Consider the following 16,282-nt stretch of genomic DNA (forward strand, 5'->3'; position numbering starts at 1 on the left):
GATTCGGGCATGGATTTGGGTGAAGTCAGCTCAGTGCCCCCCGTGGTGTCGGGCCAGCAGCTGCGCCCAGGTCGCCGCGTACGCCTGCGCGGTGGCGGCCCCCGAGCGGGCCTGGCGCGTCTTCTCCGCGTACTCCCCCAGCTCCGTCAACCGCCCGGTGTCGCCCAGCAGCGCCTCGATCGCCCGGGCGAGCCCGGCGGCGACGGCGGCCTGGTCGGTGCCGGATGTCCGCACCACGACGGCTCCGGTCTGCTCGTCCAGCTCGGCCAGCGAGCCGTACGCGGTGCACACCACCGGTGTGCGATACGCGGTGGCGTGGGCCACGACGCCCGACGCCGGATATGTCTCGTCGTACCAATGGCGCTTGCCGTAGGGCACCACAATCGCCCGCACCGAGCCGAAGAAGGCATCTTCGGCCGGCCCGTCGACGCCGCCGAGGATCTCGATGCCGTCCACCCGCGGCAGCGCTTCGGTGCCGCGCCCGGCCACCCGGATCGCGATGTCGTCGGGAAGCAGCTCGCGGATGCGGGCGATCTGCTCGAAGCCCTTGCCGCGGTACACGTGGCCGAAGAACCCGACGGCGTTCGCCCGTTCCTGCACGGGCTGGATAACGGGCCGGTCGCGCACGATGTGCGGCACGTACACCGCGGTGGTGTGCGGATACCGCTGTTCGATCGAGCGACGGCCGGTGTCGGTGAGCGCGAACAGCGTTCGCCGCCCGTTGACGATGCCTTCGACCTTGGTGGACAACGGCCGCAGCGGATAGTGCAGGCCGTGAAAGATCAGCTTGCGGGTCAGCGTGGGGCCGAACATGAACTTGGTCGCCGCGGGCCACCACACCCCTTGCGGCGGGTCGTGGATGGTGGCGGTCACCGGAGTGCCGGGCAGGCCGGCGATGGCCCAGAACGGTGCCGCTCCGCCCGCGGCCAGCTCACCGTGCACGAGCACCCGGTTCGGCGCCTCGGCAACCGCCGCGGCCACGCTCCGCCGATACCGGCGGATGTCGCGCACGGTGTCCCCGCCGGGGCCCCGGGTGCGGACCTCGGTGACGTCGCCGAAGTGCGGTCTGACGGCGGTGACGAAGTCCTGGGCATAGTCGCCCACCGCGGTCTGACCCTCGCCGGGACCGACGAAGACCAGCCGGTACTCGCGCAGGTTCGTCGTCACCTCGAATGCTCCCGTCCTCGATCGGAGCTAACGATACCCAAATGGCATTTTGACGCCCGTGAAGGGCTGTGCGAGGCCGGTACACAAGGGCTCCAGCAACGTCGCCGTGTTATGCTACGCCACGTTTTTTCGCCATTTGGCAGGAGTGGATCGTGGGTATAGCTGGGACCGTCAGATTCCTTGCAACACAACGCCTTATCGGCTTCGACGTACCCGATACGCCGGTCTTCTACGGGGCGGACGGCAGCTTCGACAAAGGGACCGATTGGTTCATTGACACGCTGCGCAGATCGAAGCGTTATCTGGAATTCGGAACCGGCGGGTCCACGTACCTGGCAGCAAAGTTCGGCATCGAGTTCGTCGCGGTCGATTCCGACCCGTTTTTCCTCAAGAGCGTGCAGAAGAAGATCCGCGACGACGGGCTGGCCCGACCGGTCGGGCAGAGCTTTCACTACGCCGACATCGGCCTGACCGCGCACTGGGGCCGCCCGATCGGGCCGGGGCTGAACTCGCCGAGACGGCTGGCGAAGTTCCGCCGCTATTCGGACCCGCCGCCGCAAAGTTTCGAGGGCGGGCGCGCGCCGGACCTCGTTCTGGTCGACGGCCGGTTCCGGGTCGCCTGCGTGCTCAAAACCCTTCGCGCGCTGCGCAATGAGCGCGGCTGGACGATCGCGATGGACGACTACGGGGACCGTCCACACTTCCATGTGGTGTCCGAGTTCGCCGAGATCGATCAATTGGTCAACGACCGGATGGCGGTCATCACGGCGGCCAAGCCGGTCAGTTCCGAACTGCTCGACAGCGCGATCCGCAAGTACGAAACCGAACTCGACTAACCGAACAGCGGTCGGTAGTACGCGCTGTACTGCAGCGCGTCGGGGTTGCGCTTGGAGATCACCTTCGCGGGCACTCCGCCGACCACCTCGAGTTCCCCGATGTCCTTGTACTGGTTGACCAGCGCCTGCGCCGCCACCACAGCGCCACGGCGGATGAGGCTGGGCAGGATCATCGCCCGGCTGGCGATCCACACGTAGTCCTCGATCACGGTCGGGACCGGCACCGGCAAGAAGTCCGGATGGTTGATGTCATGGCCGCCGCCGATGATGTGCACATCGCTGGCGATGGTGACGTTGTCACCGATCCACAACCCGGCGCGGGCGTCGAGCAGGCAGCGCTGCCCGACCGTGCTGTTGCGTCCGATGCGCAGGAACTCCGGATCCAGCACCTGCGTGGTCCGCATGATCGACGACCCCTCGCCGATCGTCGCACCCATCAACCGCAAGAAGCCCAACCGGACCGTGTGAGAGGGGATGTGGGTGACGACCATGTTGTACAGCAGCTGGGCGATCCGGTTGCGCGCCTTGCGCGCGAAGCCCATCGTCTGCATGCGGTAGTTGACGAGCTCACCGTCGGGGCCCACCTCCCACGACGGCGGCGGAGGTAGCTTGAGGTCGGGCGCGGCCGCGAGCTTGCGCGCGATGTCGTCGGGATCAGCTTTCGTCGGTTCCACGAACACCAAATCGCTCCTGTCAGAAGAAGAGTGGGCGGTAACTCGCGCTGTAACACAACGCGTCCGGGTCACGTTTACCGATCGGCTTGGCCGGGTTTCCGCCGACCACCGTCAGCTCCTCGACGTCCTTGGCCACCAACGCGTGTGCCGCCACCACAGCGCCGCGCTTGATGTGGCTGGGCAGCACCATGGCGCGGCTGGCGATCCACACGTAGTCCTCGATGACGGTGGGGTCGGGGCCGACGATCGGAAAGTCGGGGTGGTTGATGTCGTGACCACCGGCAAGAAGCTGCACGTCGCTGGCCAGCGTCACGTTGTCGCCGATGTAGATGCCGGCGCGGGCGTCGAGCACGCACCGCATCCCGACGGTGCTGTTCTCCCCGATCACCAGGTAGTGGGCGTTCTGGATCTGGGTGCCCCGCATGATCGAGGAGCCCTTGCCGATCTCCGCGCCGAACAACCGCAGCCAGCCCAGCCGGACGGTATGCGACGGGATGTAGGTGACGATGATGTTGAAGGCCAGCTGACCGATCCACTTGCGCAACTTGTCGGAGAACGCGACGCCTTGGGTCTCCACGTCGACGATCCGGCCGTTCTCGTCGGTGATGTAGTCGAACGGCGGGCTCATCTTCAACCGGGGTGCGGCGGCGCGCTTTCGCGCGACGACCTCGGGATCGATCTTCGCCGGTTCCAGACGCACCGTGTCACCCCCTCGCGGCAGCGAGGTTGTCGACCGCGGTGTGCAGTTTCTCGGTGAAGACCTCCTCGGTGAACTGCTCGACGTGGAGGCGGATCTTGTCCGCGTCGAATTCGGTGGCCTCGAACCGGTTCAGCGTGTCGACGATCGCATCGGGTTCGGGCTCGTCGAAATACATTCCGGTGACGCCCTCGTCAATGGTGTCGAGGAACCCGCCGAACCGTAACGCCACACTCGGGCGGCCCCAGACGCCGGCTTCGATGGGCGTCAAGCCGTAATCCTCGTAGCTCGCGGCCAACAGGGCGCGGCAGTTCTTGTAGAGCCAGGCCATCTGACCGTCAGTCAGATCCGAAAGCATTGTCACGTTGGGGGTTTTCATGCCGCGCAACCGGTCGGCGTCGGGGCCCTTGCCGACCACGACGAGCCTGCGGTCGCTTCCGGCGAACGCCCGCACGATGACGTCGACGTTCTTGTACGGCAGCAGCCGGGAGACCACCAGATAGAACCCGCCGTCCTCGCCGTTCAGGGTCGGGATCGGCTCGGGCTGCATCGACTGCGACATCGCGACCGGCGCGAACATCACCTCGGCGTCGATCCCGTAGGTGTCGGCGATCCGGTTCTGGATCAGCGTCGAGATCGCGTAGTACTTGTCGGCGCCCAGCGCCTGGCGGCGGTCCCATGCCTTGAGGTAGGGCTTGGACAGCGCCAGCCCCACGCGTTTGATCAGGTTGGTTTCGTCGCCGAGGTACTTGTCGGACAGGTACAGCCATCGCGCCGGTGAGTAGCAGTAGATGAGCTTGCGGCCGTTGGTGCGGAATCCATGTGCCCATCCGCTGGTGCTCGTCAGCACGATGTCGGCGTCCACGAACACCGACCGGGCGATCGCCGGATACAGCGGCAGCGCCGCACGGTGGTAGGTCCGCAACGGCGCGAACCTGTTGTACGGCGACACCCGGATGTCGCAGTCGGCAAACTCGGGGTAGGTCGTCTCCGGCTCGTAGAGCATCGTGTAAATAGGGGCGCCGGGAAACGCCTTGGCCATCGAAAGAACGATTTTCTCCGCTCCTCCGAGTTGGGTCAGGTAATCATGCGCAATCGCGACCTTCGGGCCGTCAACACCGTCGTATTTGCGGGCTCGTTGCACGCTTTAATCCCCTTCGCGAGGCTCCGTGGCATGTTTGCCGGCGTCTGGTAATCACGTAGATTCTGCATCCGCGGCCCCTATAGAACCGCAAACCAGCCACCATGACAAGCCGGACAGATGGAATTTGCTGATCTTGTCTCGTCGCTTGGGAGCCATCAAAGGTATGCTTTGCCGAGCCGCCGCCCCGAGAATTTCGGAGAACAACAATGACTAACTATGGCGTCAATTTATTGACGGCCCCGGCTGACGGCCGCGTTAGCTACCGCGATATCGAAACGCTGTGGAAAGGCTACGACGAATACGTACGTGAGCTGGCGTTGCGCGAGGACGCACAACACGTCGCCGAACTGGGTGGTGGCGCCAATCCGGTGCTGGCCGACAACAACCGGTGGGGGTTCGCCCCGCACCGAATCGTCATCGACATCTCGGCCGAGGAGCTGGCGAAGGCCGGGGGCGACGTTGAGACCCGCGTCCTGGACCTGTGCGAGCCCGTGCGCGACGGACGCGAAATGTATGACGTCGTCTTCTCCAAGATGCTGTGCGAGCACGTGCCCGACGGGCGGGCGTTCCATCAGAACTGCTTCGATCTGCTGCGCCCGGGCGGCCTGGCGGTGCACTACTTTCCGACCCTGTACACGCTGCCGTTCGTGTTGAACCGGCTGATCCCCGAGCAGGCCGCACGCTCGCTGCTGCGCAAGATCCAGCCCGGCCGCATCGACGATCCCAAGCACGAGAAGTTCCCGGCCTACTACCGCTGGACCACGGGCCCCACCAAGCGGGCGATCCGGCGCTTCGAGAGCGTGGGCTTCGAGCTGGAGCAGTGGCACGGCGCGTTCGGCCATCACTACTACCACCTGGTCAAACCGCTCGACGCGCTCGAGCAGGCCAAGTCGCGGTTCCTACTCAAACACCCGGTGCCGGCGCTGACCAGCTTCGCCGTCGTCACGCTGCGCAAGCCTGTTTAAGGAGACATTAAGGACGCGGCGGATCCGGCCCGTCAGTCGTTCGTTAGCATCGGACACCATGACAAGCGTTACGGGTTCGTCGCCACCGGACTCTGCACACGAGATCGATATCCACACCACGGCCGGCAAGCTGGCCGATCTGCGCAGGCGCGCGCAGGAGACGCTGCACCCCGTGGGTGAGGAGGCGGTGGAGAAGATCCACGCCAAGGGCAAACTGACCGCCCGCGAGCGCATTCTGGCGCTGCTTGACGAGGGGTCGTTCGTCGAACTCGACGCGTTGGCGCGACACCGCAGCACGAACTTCGGGCTGGAGAAGAAGCGCCCGCTCGGTGACGGGGTGGCGACGGGGTACGGCACCATCGAAGGCCGCGAAGTGTGCATCTTCAGCCAGGACGCCTCGGTGTTCGGCGGCAGCCTCGGTGAGGTGTACGGCGAGAAGATCGTCAAGGTCCAGGAACTGGCCCTCAAGACCGGCCGTCCGTTGATCGGCATCAACGACGGCGCGGGCGCGCGCATCCAGGAGGGCGTCGTCTCGCTGGGCCTGTACAGCAGGATCTTCCACAACAACATCAAGGCGTCCGGCGTGATCCCGCAGATCTCGCTGATCATGGGCGCCGCCGCGGGTGGGCATGTGTACTCCCCCGCGCTCACCGACTTCGTCATCATGGTCGACCAGACCAGCCAGATGTTCATCACCGGACCCGACGTGATCAAGACCGTCACCGGTGAGGACGTCACGATGGAGGAACTCGGCGGCGCGCACACCCATATGGCGAAATCGGGCACCGCGCATTACGTCGCCTCCGGTGAGCAGGACGCCTTCGAGTTCGTCCGCGACCTGATTTCGTATCTGCCGTCGAACAACTACGCGGATCCGCCGCGCTTCCCGGCGCCGATTCCCGAGGGCGCGATCGAGGACAACCTCGTCGATACGGACCTCGAGCTGGACACGCTGATCCCGGACTCCCCGAACCAGCCGTACGACATGCACGAGGTGATCACCCGGATCCTCGACGACGACGAGTTCCTGGAGATCCAGTCCGGCTACGCCACGAACATCGTCGTCGGCTACGGCCGCGTCGAGGGACGGCCGGTCGGCATCGTGGCCAACCAACCCACCCAGTTCGCCGGCTGCCTGGACATCAACGCATCGGAGAAGGCGGCGCGGTTCATCCGGACCTGCGACTGCTTCAATATTCCGATCGTGATGCTGGTCGACGTGCCGGGCTTCCTGCCGGGTACCGACCAGGAGTACAACGGCATCATCCGCCGCGGCGCCAAGCTGCTCTACGCCTACGGTGAGGCCACCGTCGCCAAGATCACCGTGATCACCCGCAAGGCCTACGGCGGCGCGTACTGCGTGATGGGTTCCAAGGACATGGGCGCCGACGTCTGCGTGGCCTGGCCGACGGCGCAGATCGCGGTGATGGGCGCCTCGGGCGCGGTCGGGTTCGTCTACCGCCAGGAACTGGCCGAGGCCGCCAAGAAGGGTGAGGACGTCGACGCCCTGCGCCTGCAGTTGCAGCAGCAGTACGAGGACACCTTGGTCAACCCGTACATCGCCGCCGAGCGGGGCTACGTCGACGCGGTCATCCCGCCGTCGCACACCCGCGGTTACGTGGGCACCGCGCTGCGGCTGCTGGAGCGCAAGATCACTCAGGTGCCGCCGAAGAAGCACGGGAACATTCCCCTGTGAGCGGGGCGAACAATTCAGCTGCCGTGAGCGGGGCACCCGTGAGCGAGGACCCGCACGCGCACGAGGCACACATCCAGGTGCTGACGGGCGAACCGACCGAAGAAGAGCTTGCCGCGCTGATGGCGGTGCTCGCCGGTCTGTCGGGTGCCCCCGCAGAGCCTCGGGAGCAGGAACAGAACTTGTGGGGCCATCCCGTCGACCGGCTGCGCTACTCCGTCTTCAGCTGGCAGCGGGTGACGTTGGTGGAACGGACCCACATGCGCAAATGACGCGGGTAGTCCTCGCGTCTGCCTCATCGGGTCGCCGAAAGGTCCTGCGTCAGGCGGGAATCGATCCGCTGGTCATCGTCTCGGGCGTCGACGAGGAGGCTGTGCTCGCCGGCCTGGGGCCCGAGAGCACCCCTCCGGATGTCACGGCCGCGCTGGCCACCGCCAAGGCCGAGGCGGTCATCGACGGCCTCGATGCGGCCGTGGCCGCCGATTGCGTTGTGATCGGCTGCGATTCGATGCTCTACCGCGACGGGGCGCTGGTCGGGAAACCGGCGACGGCCGCGGCCGCGCGCGCCGGCTGGCGGCAGATGGGCGGCACGTCGGGCCAGCTCTACACCGGGCATTGCGTTATTCGCTTACGGGACAGCGCTGTTGCGTATCGCGGGGCCGACAGCACGGTCACCACGGTCAGGTTCGGGGTGCCGTCACCCGCCGAGCTCGACGCGTACGTCGCCAGCGGTGAGCCGACGTCGGTGGCGGGCGGCTTCACCATCGACGGGCTGGGCGGGTGGTTCATCGAGGGCGTGGACGGCGACCCGTCGTCGGTGGTCGGCATCGGCCTGCCGCTGACCCGCCGCCTGCTGGCCGCCGCGGGCCTGAACCTCGCCGCCCTGTGGGCCGCCAACCCCCTCACCCCGTGACCGCGAGCAGACGCGAATACCCCCTAAAACACGTGAAATAAGGGGTTTTCGCGTCTGCTCGCCGGAAAAACTGCTACATCAGGTCGTTGGGTGGGGCATCGCCGCGGTGCGCGCGATACCACTCGACGGTGCGTTCCAACCCCTCATCGAGGCTGATCTCCGGCGACCAGCCGAGCGCGCGCATCTTGGCGATATCGGGACATCGCCGCTTCGCACCCCCTTTGGGGGCCGCGCCGGGCTGGATGTCCAGATCCACGCCGACGGTCTTGGCGATCCGGGTGGCCAGCTCACGAATGGTCAGCTCGTCGTCGCTGCCGATGTGGTAAATCTCGCGGTGCGCGCCCTTCGCATACATGGTGAGAATGCCGTCGACACAGTCGTCGACGTAGAGAAAAGACCGCGTTTCGCTTCCGTCACCCTGGATCGGGAGCACGTCGTCACCGGCCTCCTGCGCGGCCAGCGCCCGCATGATCAGCTGCGGCTCCACGTGCTTCCATCCCATGTCGGGCCCGAACACGTTGTGCGGCCGGAAGACCTGCACCTTGCGGTAGTGCTCCTGGCCGTAGTTGAACGCGATCAGCTCGCTGACGATCTTCGACCCGCCGTACGAGTAGCGCGGGTTGAGGCTGTCGGGCAGCATCAGCGGAACGGTTTCCGGGGTGGGAAACACCGGCGGCGTCTGGTAGACCTCGGCGGTCGACGCCACCACCAGGTCGGGGACGCCGGCATTGCGCCCGGCGTTGCTCACCGCCAGCGCGCCGCGCAGGCCCATGTCGAGCACCAGTTCCGGTCTCTTGTAGAAGTTTTCGGTGCCGTTGATGGCCGCCAGGTGCATCACCACGTCGGCGCCCTTGAACGCCCGCTCCAACGCGTCCTGGTCGCGCACATCGTTGGTGAACAGTTCGACGTCGTCGGCGACGTCGCCGAGCCGGCGCGCGTCGCCGCGGATCATCGAGTCGACGACGGCGACATTCCAGCCGTCGACGACCATCCGTCTCGCCAAGTACGCCCCGATGAACCCACAGCCACCGGTGATGACCACCCGTTCAGGCATCGCACACCACACGTCCACTCTTGCCGACCGCGAAGTACGAGTCACCCAGTTCCGACGCCGGGAGGTGGCTGAAGTGGTTCCAGTAGTCGAAGACGAACCCGTTGGGCTTGATGAACTCGCTGATGGTGCGCGGCGAGATGGTGCCGAGCGACGGATGGTTGTTGCCGATCACCACCACCGATGCACCGCTGACCGCGTCGCCGAACCGGTCGAACACCGTCTCGTCGGGAAACTCGGCCGACAGCAGATCGCTCGGCGCGACGGGATCGTAGATGCCGATCTCGGCGTTCGGGTGGGCCTTTTTCAGCGCGTCGAGCACCCGGATCGACATCGACCCGCGCAGATCGCTGGTCTCGGGTAGTCCCTTGAACGCCATTCCGAGCAGGCTGATCTTCATTGGCGCCGACGCATCCAGGTCGCGCCGCTGGATCTCACTGCTGATGAAACGCACCGTCTCCTCCGGTTGGCGCTCGTTGACCAACCGGCCGGCCGCGGTGATCTCCAGGGCGACGCCGCGGGTGCGCGCGCTTTCCATCAGGATGTGCGGGTCTTTCTCCAGGCACGGGCCGCCGACCAACCCAGGCAGCGGGATGTTCGTGCGGCTGTAGCCGAGCTTGCCCGACGAGATCACCTCATGTGCGCTGACGCCGAAGGCATCGCACACCCGGGCGACCTCGTTGGCGAACGCGAACTGCACATCGCGGTAGGTGTTGCTGACCAGTTTGATGATCTCGGCGGTCTCGATATCCGATACCGAGATGATGGATTTCGTTAGCCGGCGAAATATTGCCGCGGCACGATCGGCGACCTCAGAATTGTCGGCACCGACAATTTGCGGCAATTCGCGCAATTCCTGCAGCGCCTTGCCCTCGAGCGTCCTTTCCGGACACATCGCAATATCGAATTTCTTGCCGCTTGCGGCCAGGATCGGCGCGACCACCTGGCGCGTCGTGCCGACCTTGACCGTCGAACGCAGGAGCACCAGCGCCCCGTCGCGCATGTTCTCGGCGATGTCGCGGGCCGCCGCCTCGATCATGTCGACGCGCGCGACACCGGCCGCCGAAAGCGGTGTACCGACCGTAATGATGTAGGTATCACAGGTGAAACTGCTGTCGAAGCGCTCGGTCGCCACCAGCTTCTTCAGCCTGGTCGCCCCGGACAGCGCATCGGGCAGCCCCGTCTCCGTGAAGTGCGGAATGCCCTCGTTGGTCATCGCCACCAGATCGGGCCGCTTCTCCACCCCGATCACCGAGTACCCCGCTTCGGCGAGCACCGTGGCCAAGGTCAGCCCCACATAACCCAGTCCGACTATTCCGATGTCGTAATTTGCTGGACGAGCCATCATTCCTCGAGTTTGTAGCACAGGGATATTGCGACAACGAGAGCTCACAATACTTTGCCAGAACATTTTTTGCCCGGTGGGTGCATGTCGCGGGGCGAAGTCGCTGGGTACGCTCTGACTGTGCCTCTGCCACCCGACCCAGATCCCACGCTGCGGGCGTATGCCCACCCCGAACGTCTAGTCACCGCCGACTGGTTGTCGGCCAACCTCGGCAGGCCGGGATTGGCCATCGTCGAATCCGACGAGGACGTGCTGCTCTACGACACCGGCCACATCCCCGGCGCAGTCAAAATCGACTGGCATACCGACCTCAACGACCCCCACGTCCGCGACTACATCAACGGCGAACAGTTCGCAGACCTGATGAACCGCAAGGGCATCGCCCGCGACGACACGATCGTGATCTACGGCGACAAGAGCAACTGGTGGGCCGCCTACGCCCTGTGGGTCTTCACCTTGTTCGGCCACCCCGATGTCCGGTTGCTCAACGGCGGGCGCGATCTGTGGATCTCCGACGGCCGCGAAACCACCCTGGACGTGCCGAGCAAGCAGTCCAGCGGATATCCGGTCGTCGAACGCAACGACGCGCCGATCCGCGCCTTCAAGAACGACGTGCTGGCCATCCTCGGCAAAGAGCCGCTGATCGACGTGCGCTCGCCCCAGGAGTACACCGGCGAGCGCACCCACATGCCCGACTACCCCGAGGAAGGCGCGCTGCGCGGCGGCCACATCCCCACCGCCAAGTCGATCCCGTGGGCCAAGGCGGCCGACGACAGCGGCCGGTTCCGCGGCCGCGCCGAGCTCGAGGACCTCTACGGCTTCTTGACGCCCGACGACAGCACGGTGGTTTACTGCCGCATCGGTGAGCGCTCCAGCCATACCTGGTTCGTGCTGACCCATCTGCTGGGCCTGCCCAATGTGCGCAACTACGACGGCTCCTGGACCGAGTGGGGCAACGCCGTGCGGGTACCGGTGGCCGTCGGTGAAGAGCCCGGCGAGGCACCCTGATTCCATGAGCATGCCAGCGGCCCTGGCCGAAGTGGTGTCGGACTTCAAAGCGGTCAACGGCCAGGACAAACTACAGCTGCTGTTGGAGTTCGCCAACGAGCTGCCGCCGCTGCCCGCCGACCTCGAAGAGGCCGCGATGGAGCCGGTGCCCGAGTGCCAGTCTCCGCTGTTCCTACACGTCGACGCGCAGGACCGCGACCACGTCCGGTTGTATTTCAGCGCGCCCGCCGAAGCGCCGACCACCCGCGGCTTCGCCGCGATCCTGGCCGCGGGCCTCGACGAGCACCCCGCCGACACGATCTTGGCCGTGCCCGACGACTTCTACTCCGAACTCGGTCTGGCCACCCTGATCAGCCCCCTTCGGCTGCGGGGCATCTCGGCGATGTTGGCCCGTATCAAGCGTCGATTGCGCTAACCGGTGTGAAACTCTTGCCGCAGAACGCATTTGTCGAGCAGCCGGCCGGCTGGCGCGTCGACTCTGCGGTGAGAGTGCGGTCAGGCCGCCGGATCGCGCCCTGGGCGCAGGGTCGAAAAAACTGCTAGTCGAGTGCTCAGCGGGCGGGCGGGAGGAAGACTTACCGCACCGCGTCACCAGGTGCCCAGTTTCGCCCCTTAAACTGCCCCGGGATAGATTCTTAAAGACGTTTCTTAGAGATATGCCGTCAGGAGGCCCAGTGGCAAGTCACGCCAGCTCAAAGATCTCCAAGGTGCTCGTCGCCAATCGCGGGGAGATCGCGGTCCGGGTCATCCGGGCGGCCAGGGACGAGGGGCTGCAGAGCGTGGCCGTGTACGCCGAACCCGACGCCGACGCGCCCCATGTGCGGCTCGCCGACGAGGCATTCGCGCTCGGCGGTCAGACCTCGGCGGAGTCCTACCTCGACTTCGGCAAGATCCTGGACGCCGCCGCGAAGTCGGGCGCCAACGCGATCCACCCCGGCTACGGGTTCCTGTCCGAGAACGCCGACTTCGCGCAGGCCGTCATCGACGCCGGGCTGATCTGGATCGGCCCGAGCCCGCAGTCCATCCGCGACCTCGGCGACAAGGTCACCGCGCGTCACATCGCCGCGCGCGCCAAGGCGCCGCTGGTGCCCGGCACCGCCGACCCGGTCAAAGACGCCGACGAGGTGGTGGCGTTCGCCAAGGAGCACGGCGTGCCGATCGCGATCAAGGCGGCGTTCGGCGGCGGCGGCCGCGGCATGAAGGTGGCCCGCACCATCGAAGAGATCCCCGAGTTGTTCGAGTCGGCCACCCGCGAAGCCGTGGCGGCATTCGGCCGCGGTGAGTGCTTCGTCGAGCGCTACCTGGACAAGCCCCGCCACGTCGAGGCACAGGTCATCGCCGACCAGCACGGAAACGTCGTCGTCGCGGGCACCCGCGACTGCTCGCTGCAGCGGCGCTTCCAGAAACTCGTCGAAGAGGCGCCTGCACCCTTCCTCACCGACGCACAGCGCAAAGAGATTCACGAGTCGGCCAAGCGCATCTGCAAGGAGGCCGGCTACTACGGCGCCGGAACCGTCGAGTACCTCGTCGCCCAGGACGGCCTGATCTCGTTCCTCGAGGTCAACACCCGCCTGCAGGTGGAGCACCCGGTCACCGAGGAGACCGCAGGCATCGATCTGGTGCGCCAGCAGTTCCGCATCGCCAACGGCGAAATGCTCGAGATCACCGAGGACCCGGCCCCGCGCGGGCATTCCATCGAGTTCCGCATCAACGGCGAGGACGCCGGCCGCGGCTTTCTGCCCGCGCCCGGCCCGGTCACCAAGTTCGAGGCGCCGCAGGGTCCCGGTGTCCGGCTGGACTCCGGCGTTGAGACCGGATCGGTGATCGGCGGACAGTTCGACTCGATGCTGGCCAAGCTGATCGTCACCGGCGCCAACCGCAAAGAGGCTTTAGAACGCGCGCGCCGTGCCCTAGCAGAGTTCACGATCGAGGGCCTGGCCACCGTCCTCCCGTTCCACCGCGCGGTGGTGTCGGATCCGGCGTTCATCGGCGACGACAATGGTTTCGACGTGCATACCCGCTGGATCGAGACCGAATGGAACAACACCATCGAGCCGTTCACCGGCGGTGACCCGATCGAAGAGGAAGACACCATCCCGCGGCAGACCGTCGTCGTCGAGGTCGGCGGCCGCCGGTTGGAGGTGTCGCTGCCCGGCGACCTCGCGCTCGGCGGTGGCGGCGCCGCCGCGGCAGGCGGCAACATCGTGCGCAAGAAGCCCAAGGCGCGCAAGCGCGGCGCGAGCGGGGGTGCGGCCGCCTCCGGCGACGCGGTGACCGCGCCGATGCAGGGCACCGTGGTGAAGGTGGCCGTCGAGGAGGGCCAGCAGGTCTCGGCGGGCGACCTGGTGGTGGTCCTGGAGGCGATGAAGATGGAGAACCCGGTCACCGCGCACAAGGACGGCACCATCACCGGCCTCGCGGTGGAGGCCGGCGCGGCCATCACCCAGGGCACGGTCCTCGCCGAGATCAAGTGATTTCGGCGCGCCGACAACCCGTGAGCGACCTTTAGCGCGCCGAAATCGCATGGAGTCGGTGGAGATCAATGCTGGCGCGTGGTATCTGCGCGCCTTACGCGCCGATGAGCGCATCGACGATCGGCCCGCGCTGACCGAGTTGGGTGAGGCGGCGCCCGCCGACTACATCGAAGCTCGAACCGCCCAGTGGGCGTCCGACAGCGTCTATTCGTGGGCGGTCTGCGAGCCGACGACCGGTGAACTCGTCGCGGAGGTGACGTTGACGCCGGACACCGGGCTCATCGGCCTGCGGGCGCGCCCCGGCCACGCCGAGGCCGCGCAGGCCGCCGGCGACGTGGTGCGACGGTTCGCCGATTCGCTGAACTAGGTGTCGATGTCGGTCCCGGCGGCGAGGTCCCGGCACTGAACGGCGACGACGTCGTCGCGCTCTGCCAAGAACGGCCGCGCACCCTCGTCGCCGCGCAGCCGCCCGAGCAGCGCCGGCCAGTGCCTGCGCGCCACCACCACGGGGTGGCCGGGCGTGTCGGCGTAGTACGCCCGCGCCAGACCCGACGGCGACGTCGTCGCCGCCGAGAGCACCCGCGACACGACGTCGGGGCCGATATCGGGGGTGTCGATCGTGTGCACCACCGCGTAGTCGGCGTCGGCCGCGGTCAGACCTGCGCGCAGCGACGCCGACAGACCGGTTGACCAGTCCTCTGCGATGACGGCGCGGGCGGGAGCGGGCACGTCGACGATCGCGGCACCCAGCACCACCAGCACGTCATCGCATCCGCCGCCGTGCAGCGCGGAAACCGCCGACATCAACCATTGGCCTTGTAAGGCAAGCACTTTCGGCATCCCATAGCGACTGCCCGCTCCAGCGGCCAGCAATACCCCAGCGGCGAACGCCACGTTCTGCCTCTCAGACTCGCGATGCTTTGACCTGCGATTATAAGAAGGATGCCGTTGCAATTGTTTGTTGGCTGCCCACAGCGTAGGGTTCAGGACAGGTTGAGTTCACAGCCGAGCTGGGAACGTCATCGACGAGCAGGGCAGAGATCCTCTCCTGCAATTAGGGTTTTGAGTTAGCAAGGCCTTTTTCAATTGACGTGAACCTCAGTCCACCTTTTCTGACTGATGGAGTCACACACAATGTCCACCACATCTGATACCCAAGCAGCTTCGCAAGAGCCAACTGCCGACACAGTCACCTGCCGTACCGCGCGTTTCACCACCCAATGGCTGCGGACCGACACGGCTGTCATCAGCGCACACGGTGAGATCGACGCGGCGAACTCCCAAGAGTTCATCGAGTACGCACTGCGCCACGCCAACCGGATCAACCGTTTGATACTCGACCTGTCCGGTGTCGAATTCTTCGGCACCGCAGGGTTTTCCGCACTGCACACCTTCAACGTGCGCTGCGTGGGTGAACGCATCGAGTGGGCGCTGGCGCCCAGCTCCGGGATGGCCCGGATCCTGAAGATCTGCGATCCCGATCGGACACTGCCGACATACACCAACGTGGACGAAGCGATTTCAGCGGTGCAGCACCAAGAACAGCCGCTACTGCAGCTGGTCCCGAAGTCGCGCTAGCGATTTCGCCAGCAGCCTGGAAACGTGCATCTGGGAGATGCCTACTCGCTCGGCGATCTGAGTCTGGGTGAGCGATTCGAAGAACCGCAGCACCAGGACGGTTCTTTCCCGCTCCGGTAGCGCAGCGAGCAACGGGCGCAAGGCTTCTCGATTCTCGATCTGATCGAGACCGAAGTCGACGTCGCCGAGCGTGTCGGCGATGGCGGGGGCGTCGTCGTTGGCGCTGCCGCCGCTGTCTATCGACAGCGTGTTGTAGGAGCTGCCTGCCACCAGGCCCTCCACCACCTCGTCGCGGTCCATGTCCAGTTCGGCGGCCAGCTCCGACGCGGTCGGCGCGCGGCCGAGCCGCTGAGACAGTTCGGCGGTTGCGGCGCCGAGCCGCAGGTGCAGTTCCTTGAGCCGGCGCGGCACCTTGACCGACCAGCTGTTGTCCCGGAAGTGCCTGCGGACCTCGCCCATGATCGTGGGCACCGCGAACGAAACGAAGTCCGAACCCGTCTCGACGTCGAACCGGATCACCGCGTTCACCAACCCGACGCGGGCCACCTGAACCAGGTCTTCGCGGGGCTCGCCGCGCCCGTCGAAGCGACGGGCGATGTGGTCGGCCAGCGGCAGGCATCGCTCGACGATCCGGTCGCGTTGCCGCTGAAAGTTCGCCGAACCTTCCGGAACGGCCTTCAGCTCGCGGAACATGTCGGCAACATCCGCGTACTCAGAGTTCGATCGGGATGACGAAC

Annotated in this window: 18 protein-coding genes; 10 read left to right on the forward strand and 8 right to left on the reverse strand. The window is 66.1% G+C overall.

Translation table 11 applies throughout. The features are described 5' to 3' along the window. Window positions 1–30: 30 nt before the first annotated feature. Window positions 31–1,167, reverse strand: a complete 1,137-nt coding sequence (locus tag G6N28_RS04265) for a glycosyltransferase (protein WP_163897294.1) — start codon at window positions 1,165–1,167, stop codon at window positions 31–33. A 152-nt stretch (window positions 1,168–1,319) separates the two neighbouring features. On the opposite strand from G6N28_RS04265, the gene G6N28_RS04270 reads away from it, so the two are divergent. Beyond that, entirely contained in the window at window positions 1,320–2,003 is a 684-nt protein-coding gene (locus G6N28_RS04270; RefSeq protein ID WP_163897296.1) for a class I SAM-dependent methyltransferase, read from the forward strand. On the opposite strand, the gene G6N28_RS04275 is transcribed toward G6N28_RS04270, so the two are convergent. Genes G6N28_RS04275 through G6N28_RS04285 form a run of 3 tightly spaced genes read right to left on the reverse strand, consistent with a single transcriptional unit; the run spans window position 2,000 to window position 4,416 of the window. After that, the gene (locus G6N28_RS04275; protein WP_170307881.1) at window positions 2,000–2,683 is read right to left on the reverse strand and encodes an acyltransferase; all 684 of its coding nucleotides are present in this window, start codon (window positions 2,681–2,683) and stop codon (window positions 2,000–2,002) included. The genes G6N28_RS04270 and G6N28_RS04275 overlap by 4 nt on opposite strands. A gap of 13 nt (window positions 2,684–2,696) precedes the next feature. Further along, window positions 2,697–3,377: an acyltransferase gene (locus tag G6N28_RS04280; RefSeq protein ID WP_163897298.1), complete on the reverse strand. Its 681-nt coding sequence runs from the start codon at window positions 3,375–3,377 to the stop codon at window positions 2,697–2,699. Between the two features lie 4 nt (window positions 3,378–3,381). Continuing rightward, on the reverse strand, window positions 3,382–4,416 hold the full coding sequence (locus G6N28_RS04285; RefSeq protein ID WP_235674460.1) for a glycosyltransferase: 1,035 nt from the start codon (window positions 4,414–4,416) through the stop codon (window positions 3,382–3,384). 332 nt (window positions 4,417–4,748) lie between these two features. Here G6N28_RS04285 and G6N28_RS04290 point away from each other — a divergent pair, with 332 nt between their 5' ends. The 4 genes from G6N28_RS04290 to G6N28_RS04305 are packed head-to-tail and all read left to right on the forward strand — an operon-like array spanning window position 4,749 to window position 8,089. Next, window positions 4,749–5,483: a class I SAM-dependent methyltransferase gene (locus G6N28_RS04290; RefSeq protein WP_235674461.1), complete on the forward strand. Its 735-nt coding sequence runs from the start codon at window positions 4,749–4,751 to the stop codon at window positions 5,481–5,483. A gap of 58 nt (window positions 5,484–5,541) precedes the next feature. Further along, window positions 5,542–7,179: an acyl-CoA carboxylase subunit beta gene (locus G6N28_RS04295; protein ID WP_163897304.1), complete on the forward strand. Its 1,638-nt coding sequence runs from the start codon at window positions 5,542–5,544 to the stop codon at window positions 7,177–7,179. Further along, a complete protein-coding gene (locus G6N28_RS04300) occupies window positions 7,176–7,448 on the forward strand; it encodes an acyl-CoA carboxylase subunit epsilon (RefSeq protein WP_163897306.1) in 273 nt (90 codons plus the stop codon). Before G6N28_RS04295 ends, G6N28_RS04300 begins: the two co-directional genes overlap by 4 nt. Next, entirely contained in the window at window positions 7,445–8,089 is a 645-nt protein-coding gene (locus tag G6N28_RS04305; protein ID WP_163897308.1) for a Maf family nucleotide pyrophosphatase, read from the forward strand. The genes G6N28_RS04300 and G6N28_RS04305 overlap by 4 nt, the downstream gene beginning before the upstream one ends. 73 nt (window positions 8,090–8,162) lie before the next feature. Here G6N28_RS04305 and G6N28_RS04310 read toward each other — a convergent pair whose 3' ends face one another. Then, the gene (locus G6N28_RS04310) at window positions 8,163–9,143 is read right to left on the reverse strand and encodes an NAD-dependent epimerase/dehydratase family protein (RefSeq protein WP_163897310.1); all 981 of its coding nucleotides are present in this window, start codon (window positions 9,141–9,143) and stop codon (window positions 8,163–8,165) included. Next, window positions 9,136–10,485, reverse strand: coding sequence for a nucleotide sugar dehydrogenase (locus G6N28_RS04315; RefSeq protein ID WP_235674462.1), 1,350 nt, complete (start codon window positions 10,483–10,485; stop codon window positions 9,136–9,138). The genes G6N28_RS04310 and G6N28_RS04315 overlap by 8 nt, the downstream gene beginning before the upstream one ends. A 120-nt stretch (window positions 10,486–10,605) precedes the next feature. Here G6N28_RS04315 and G6N28_RS04320 point away from each other — a divergent pair, with 120 nt between their 5' ends. From G6N28_RS04320 to G6N28_RS04335, 4 genes are all read left to right on the forward strand, one after another. Then, the gene (locus tag G6N28_RS04320) at window positions 10,606–11,493 is read left to right on the forward strand and encodes a sulfurtransferase (RefSeq protein ID WP_163897315.1); all 888 of its coding nucleotides are present in this window, start codon (window positions 10,606–10,608) and stop codon (window positions 11,491–11,493) included. Between the two features lie 4 nt (window positions 11,494–11,497). After that, complete coding sequence (locus G6N28_RS04325; protein WP_163897317.1) at window positions 11,498–11,908, forward strand: SufE family protein; 411 nt, start codon at window positions 11,498–11,500, stop codon at window positions 11,906–11,908. Window positions 11,909–12,167: 259 nt separating this feature from the next. Beyond that, the gene (locus G6N28_RS04330) at window positions 12,168–13,967 is read left to right on the forward strand and encodes an acetyl-CoA carboxylase biotin carboxylase subunit (protein ID WP_163897319.1); all 1,800 of its coding nucleotides are present in this window, start codon (window positions 12,168–12,170) and stop codon (window positions 13,965–13,967) included. 49 nt (window positions 13,968–14,016) lie between these two features. Next, window positions 14,017–14,334 (forward strand): GNAT family N-acetyltransferase, encoded by a 318-nt coding sequence (locus tag G6N28_RS04335; RefSeq protein WP_163897321.1) that lies wholly within the window; start codon window positions 14,017–14,019, stop codon window positions 14,332–14,334. Here the strand turns inward: G6N28_RS04335 and G6N28_RS04340 are convergent. After that, window positions 14,331–14,861: a nucleotidyltransferase family protein gene (locus G6N28_RS04340; RefSeq protein WP_264072543.1), complete on the reverse strand. Its 531-nt coding sequence runs from the start codon at window positions 14,859–14,861 to the stop codon at window positions 14,331–14,333. The two genes, G6N28_RS04335 and G6N28_RS04340, sit on opposite strands and share 4 nt — an antisense overlap. 240 nt (window positions 14,862–15,101) lie before the next feature. Here G6N28_RS04340 and G6N28_RS04345 point away from each other — a divergent pair, with 240 nt between their 5' ends. After that, complete coding sequence (locus tag G6N28_RS04345; RefSeq protein ID WP_163897323.1) at window positions 15,102–15,545, forward strand: STAS domain-containing protein; 444 nt, start codon at window positions 15,102–15,104, stop codon at window positions 15,543–15,545. Here the strand turns inward: G6N28_RS04345 and G6N28_RS04350 are convergent. Continuing rightward, on the reverse strand, window positions 15,516–16,238 hold the full coding sequence (locus tag G6N28_RS04350) for an RNA polymerase sigma factor SigF (RefSeq protein WP_276000876.1): 723 nt from the start codon (window positions 16,236–16,238) through the stop codon (window positions 15,516–15,518). The genes G6N28_RS04345 and G6N28_RS04350 overlap by 30 nt on opposite strands. Window positions 16,239–16,282: the final 44 nt, after the last annotated feature.

This window comes from Mycolicibacterium pulveris, from assembly GCF_010725725.1.
In the GTDB taxonomy this organism is placed as follows: Bacteria; Actinomycetota; Actinomycetes; order Mycobacteriales; family Mycobacteriaceae; genus Mycobacterium; species Mycobacterium pulveris.

What these genes read in the sequence shown, in the direction of transcription:
- G6N28_RS04285 (WP_235674460.1), bottom strand. Translation starts at nt 4,416, where the DNA reads ATGGCCAAGGCGTTTCCCGGCGCCCCTATTTACACGATGCTCTACGAG.
- G6N28_RS04305 (WP_163897308.1), top strand. Translation starts at nt 7,445, where the DNA reads ATGACGCGGGTAGTCCTCGCGTCTGCCTCATCGGGTCGCCGAAAGGTC.
- G6N28_RS04325 (WP_163897317.1), top strand. Translation starts at nt 11,498, where the DNA reads ATGAGCATGCCAGCGGCCCTGGCCGAAGTGGTGTCGGACTTCAAAGCG.
- G6N28_RS04315 (WP_235674462.1), bottom strand. Translation starts at nt 10,485, where the DNA reads ATGGCTCGTCCAGCAAATTACGACATCGGAATAGTCGGACTGGGTTAT.
- G6N28_RS04345 (WP_163897323.1), top strand. Translation starts at nt 15,102, where the DNA reads ATGTCCACCACATCTGATACCCAAGCAGCTTCGCAAGAGCCAACTGCC.
- G6N28_RS04335 (WP_163897321.1), top strand. Translation starts at nt 14,017, where the DNA reads ATGGAGTCGGTGGAGATCAATGCTGGCGCGTGGTATCTGCGCGCCTTA.
- G6N28_RS04310 (WP_163897310.1), bottom strand. Translation starts at nt 9,143, where the DNA reads ATGCCTGAACGGGTGGTCATCACCGGTGGCTGTGGGTTCATCGGGGCG.
- G6N28_RS04350 (WP_276000876.1), bottom strand. Translation starts at nt 16,238, where the DNA reads ATGTTCCGCGAGCTGAAGGCCGTTCCGGAAGGTTCGGCGAACTTTCAG.
- G6N28_RS04295 (WP_163897304.1), top strand. Translation starts at nt 5,542, where the DNA reads ATGACAAGCGTTACGGGTTCGTCGCCACCGGACTCTGCACACGAGATC.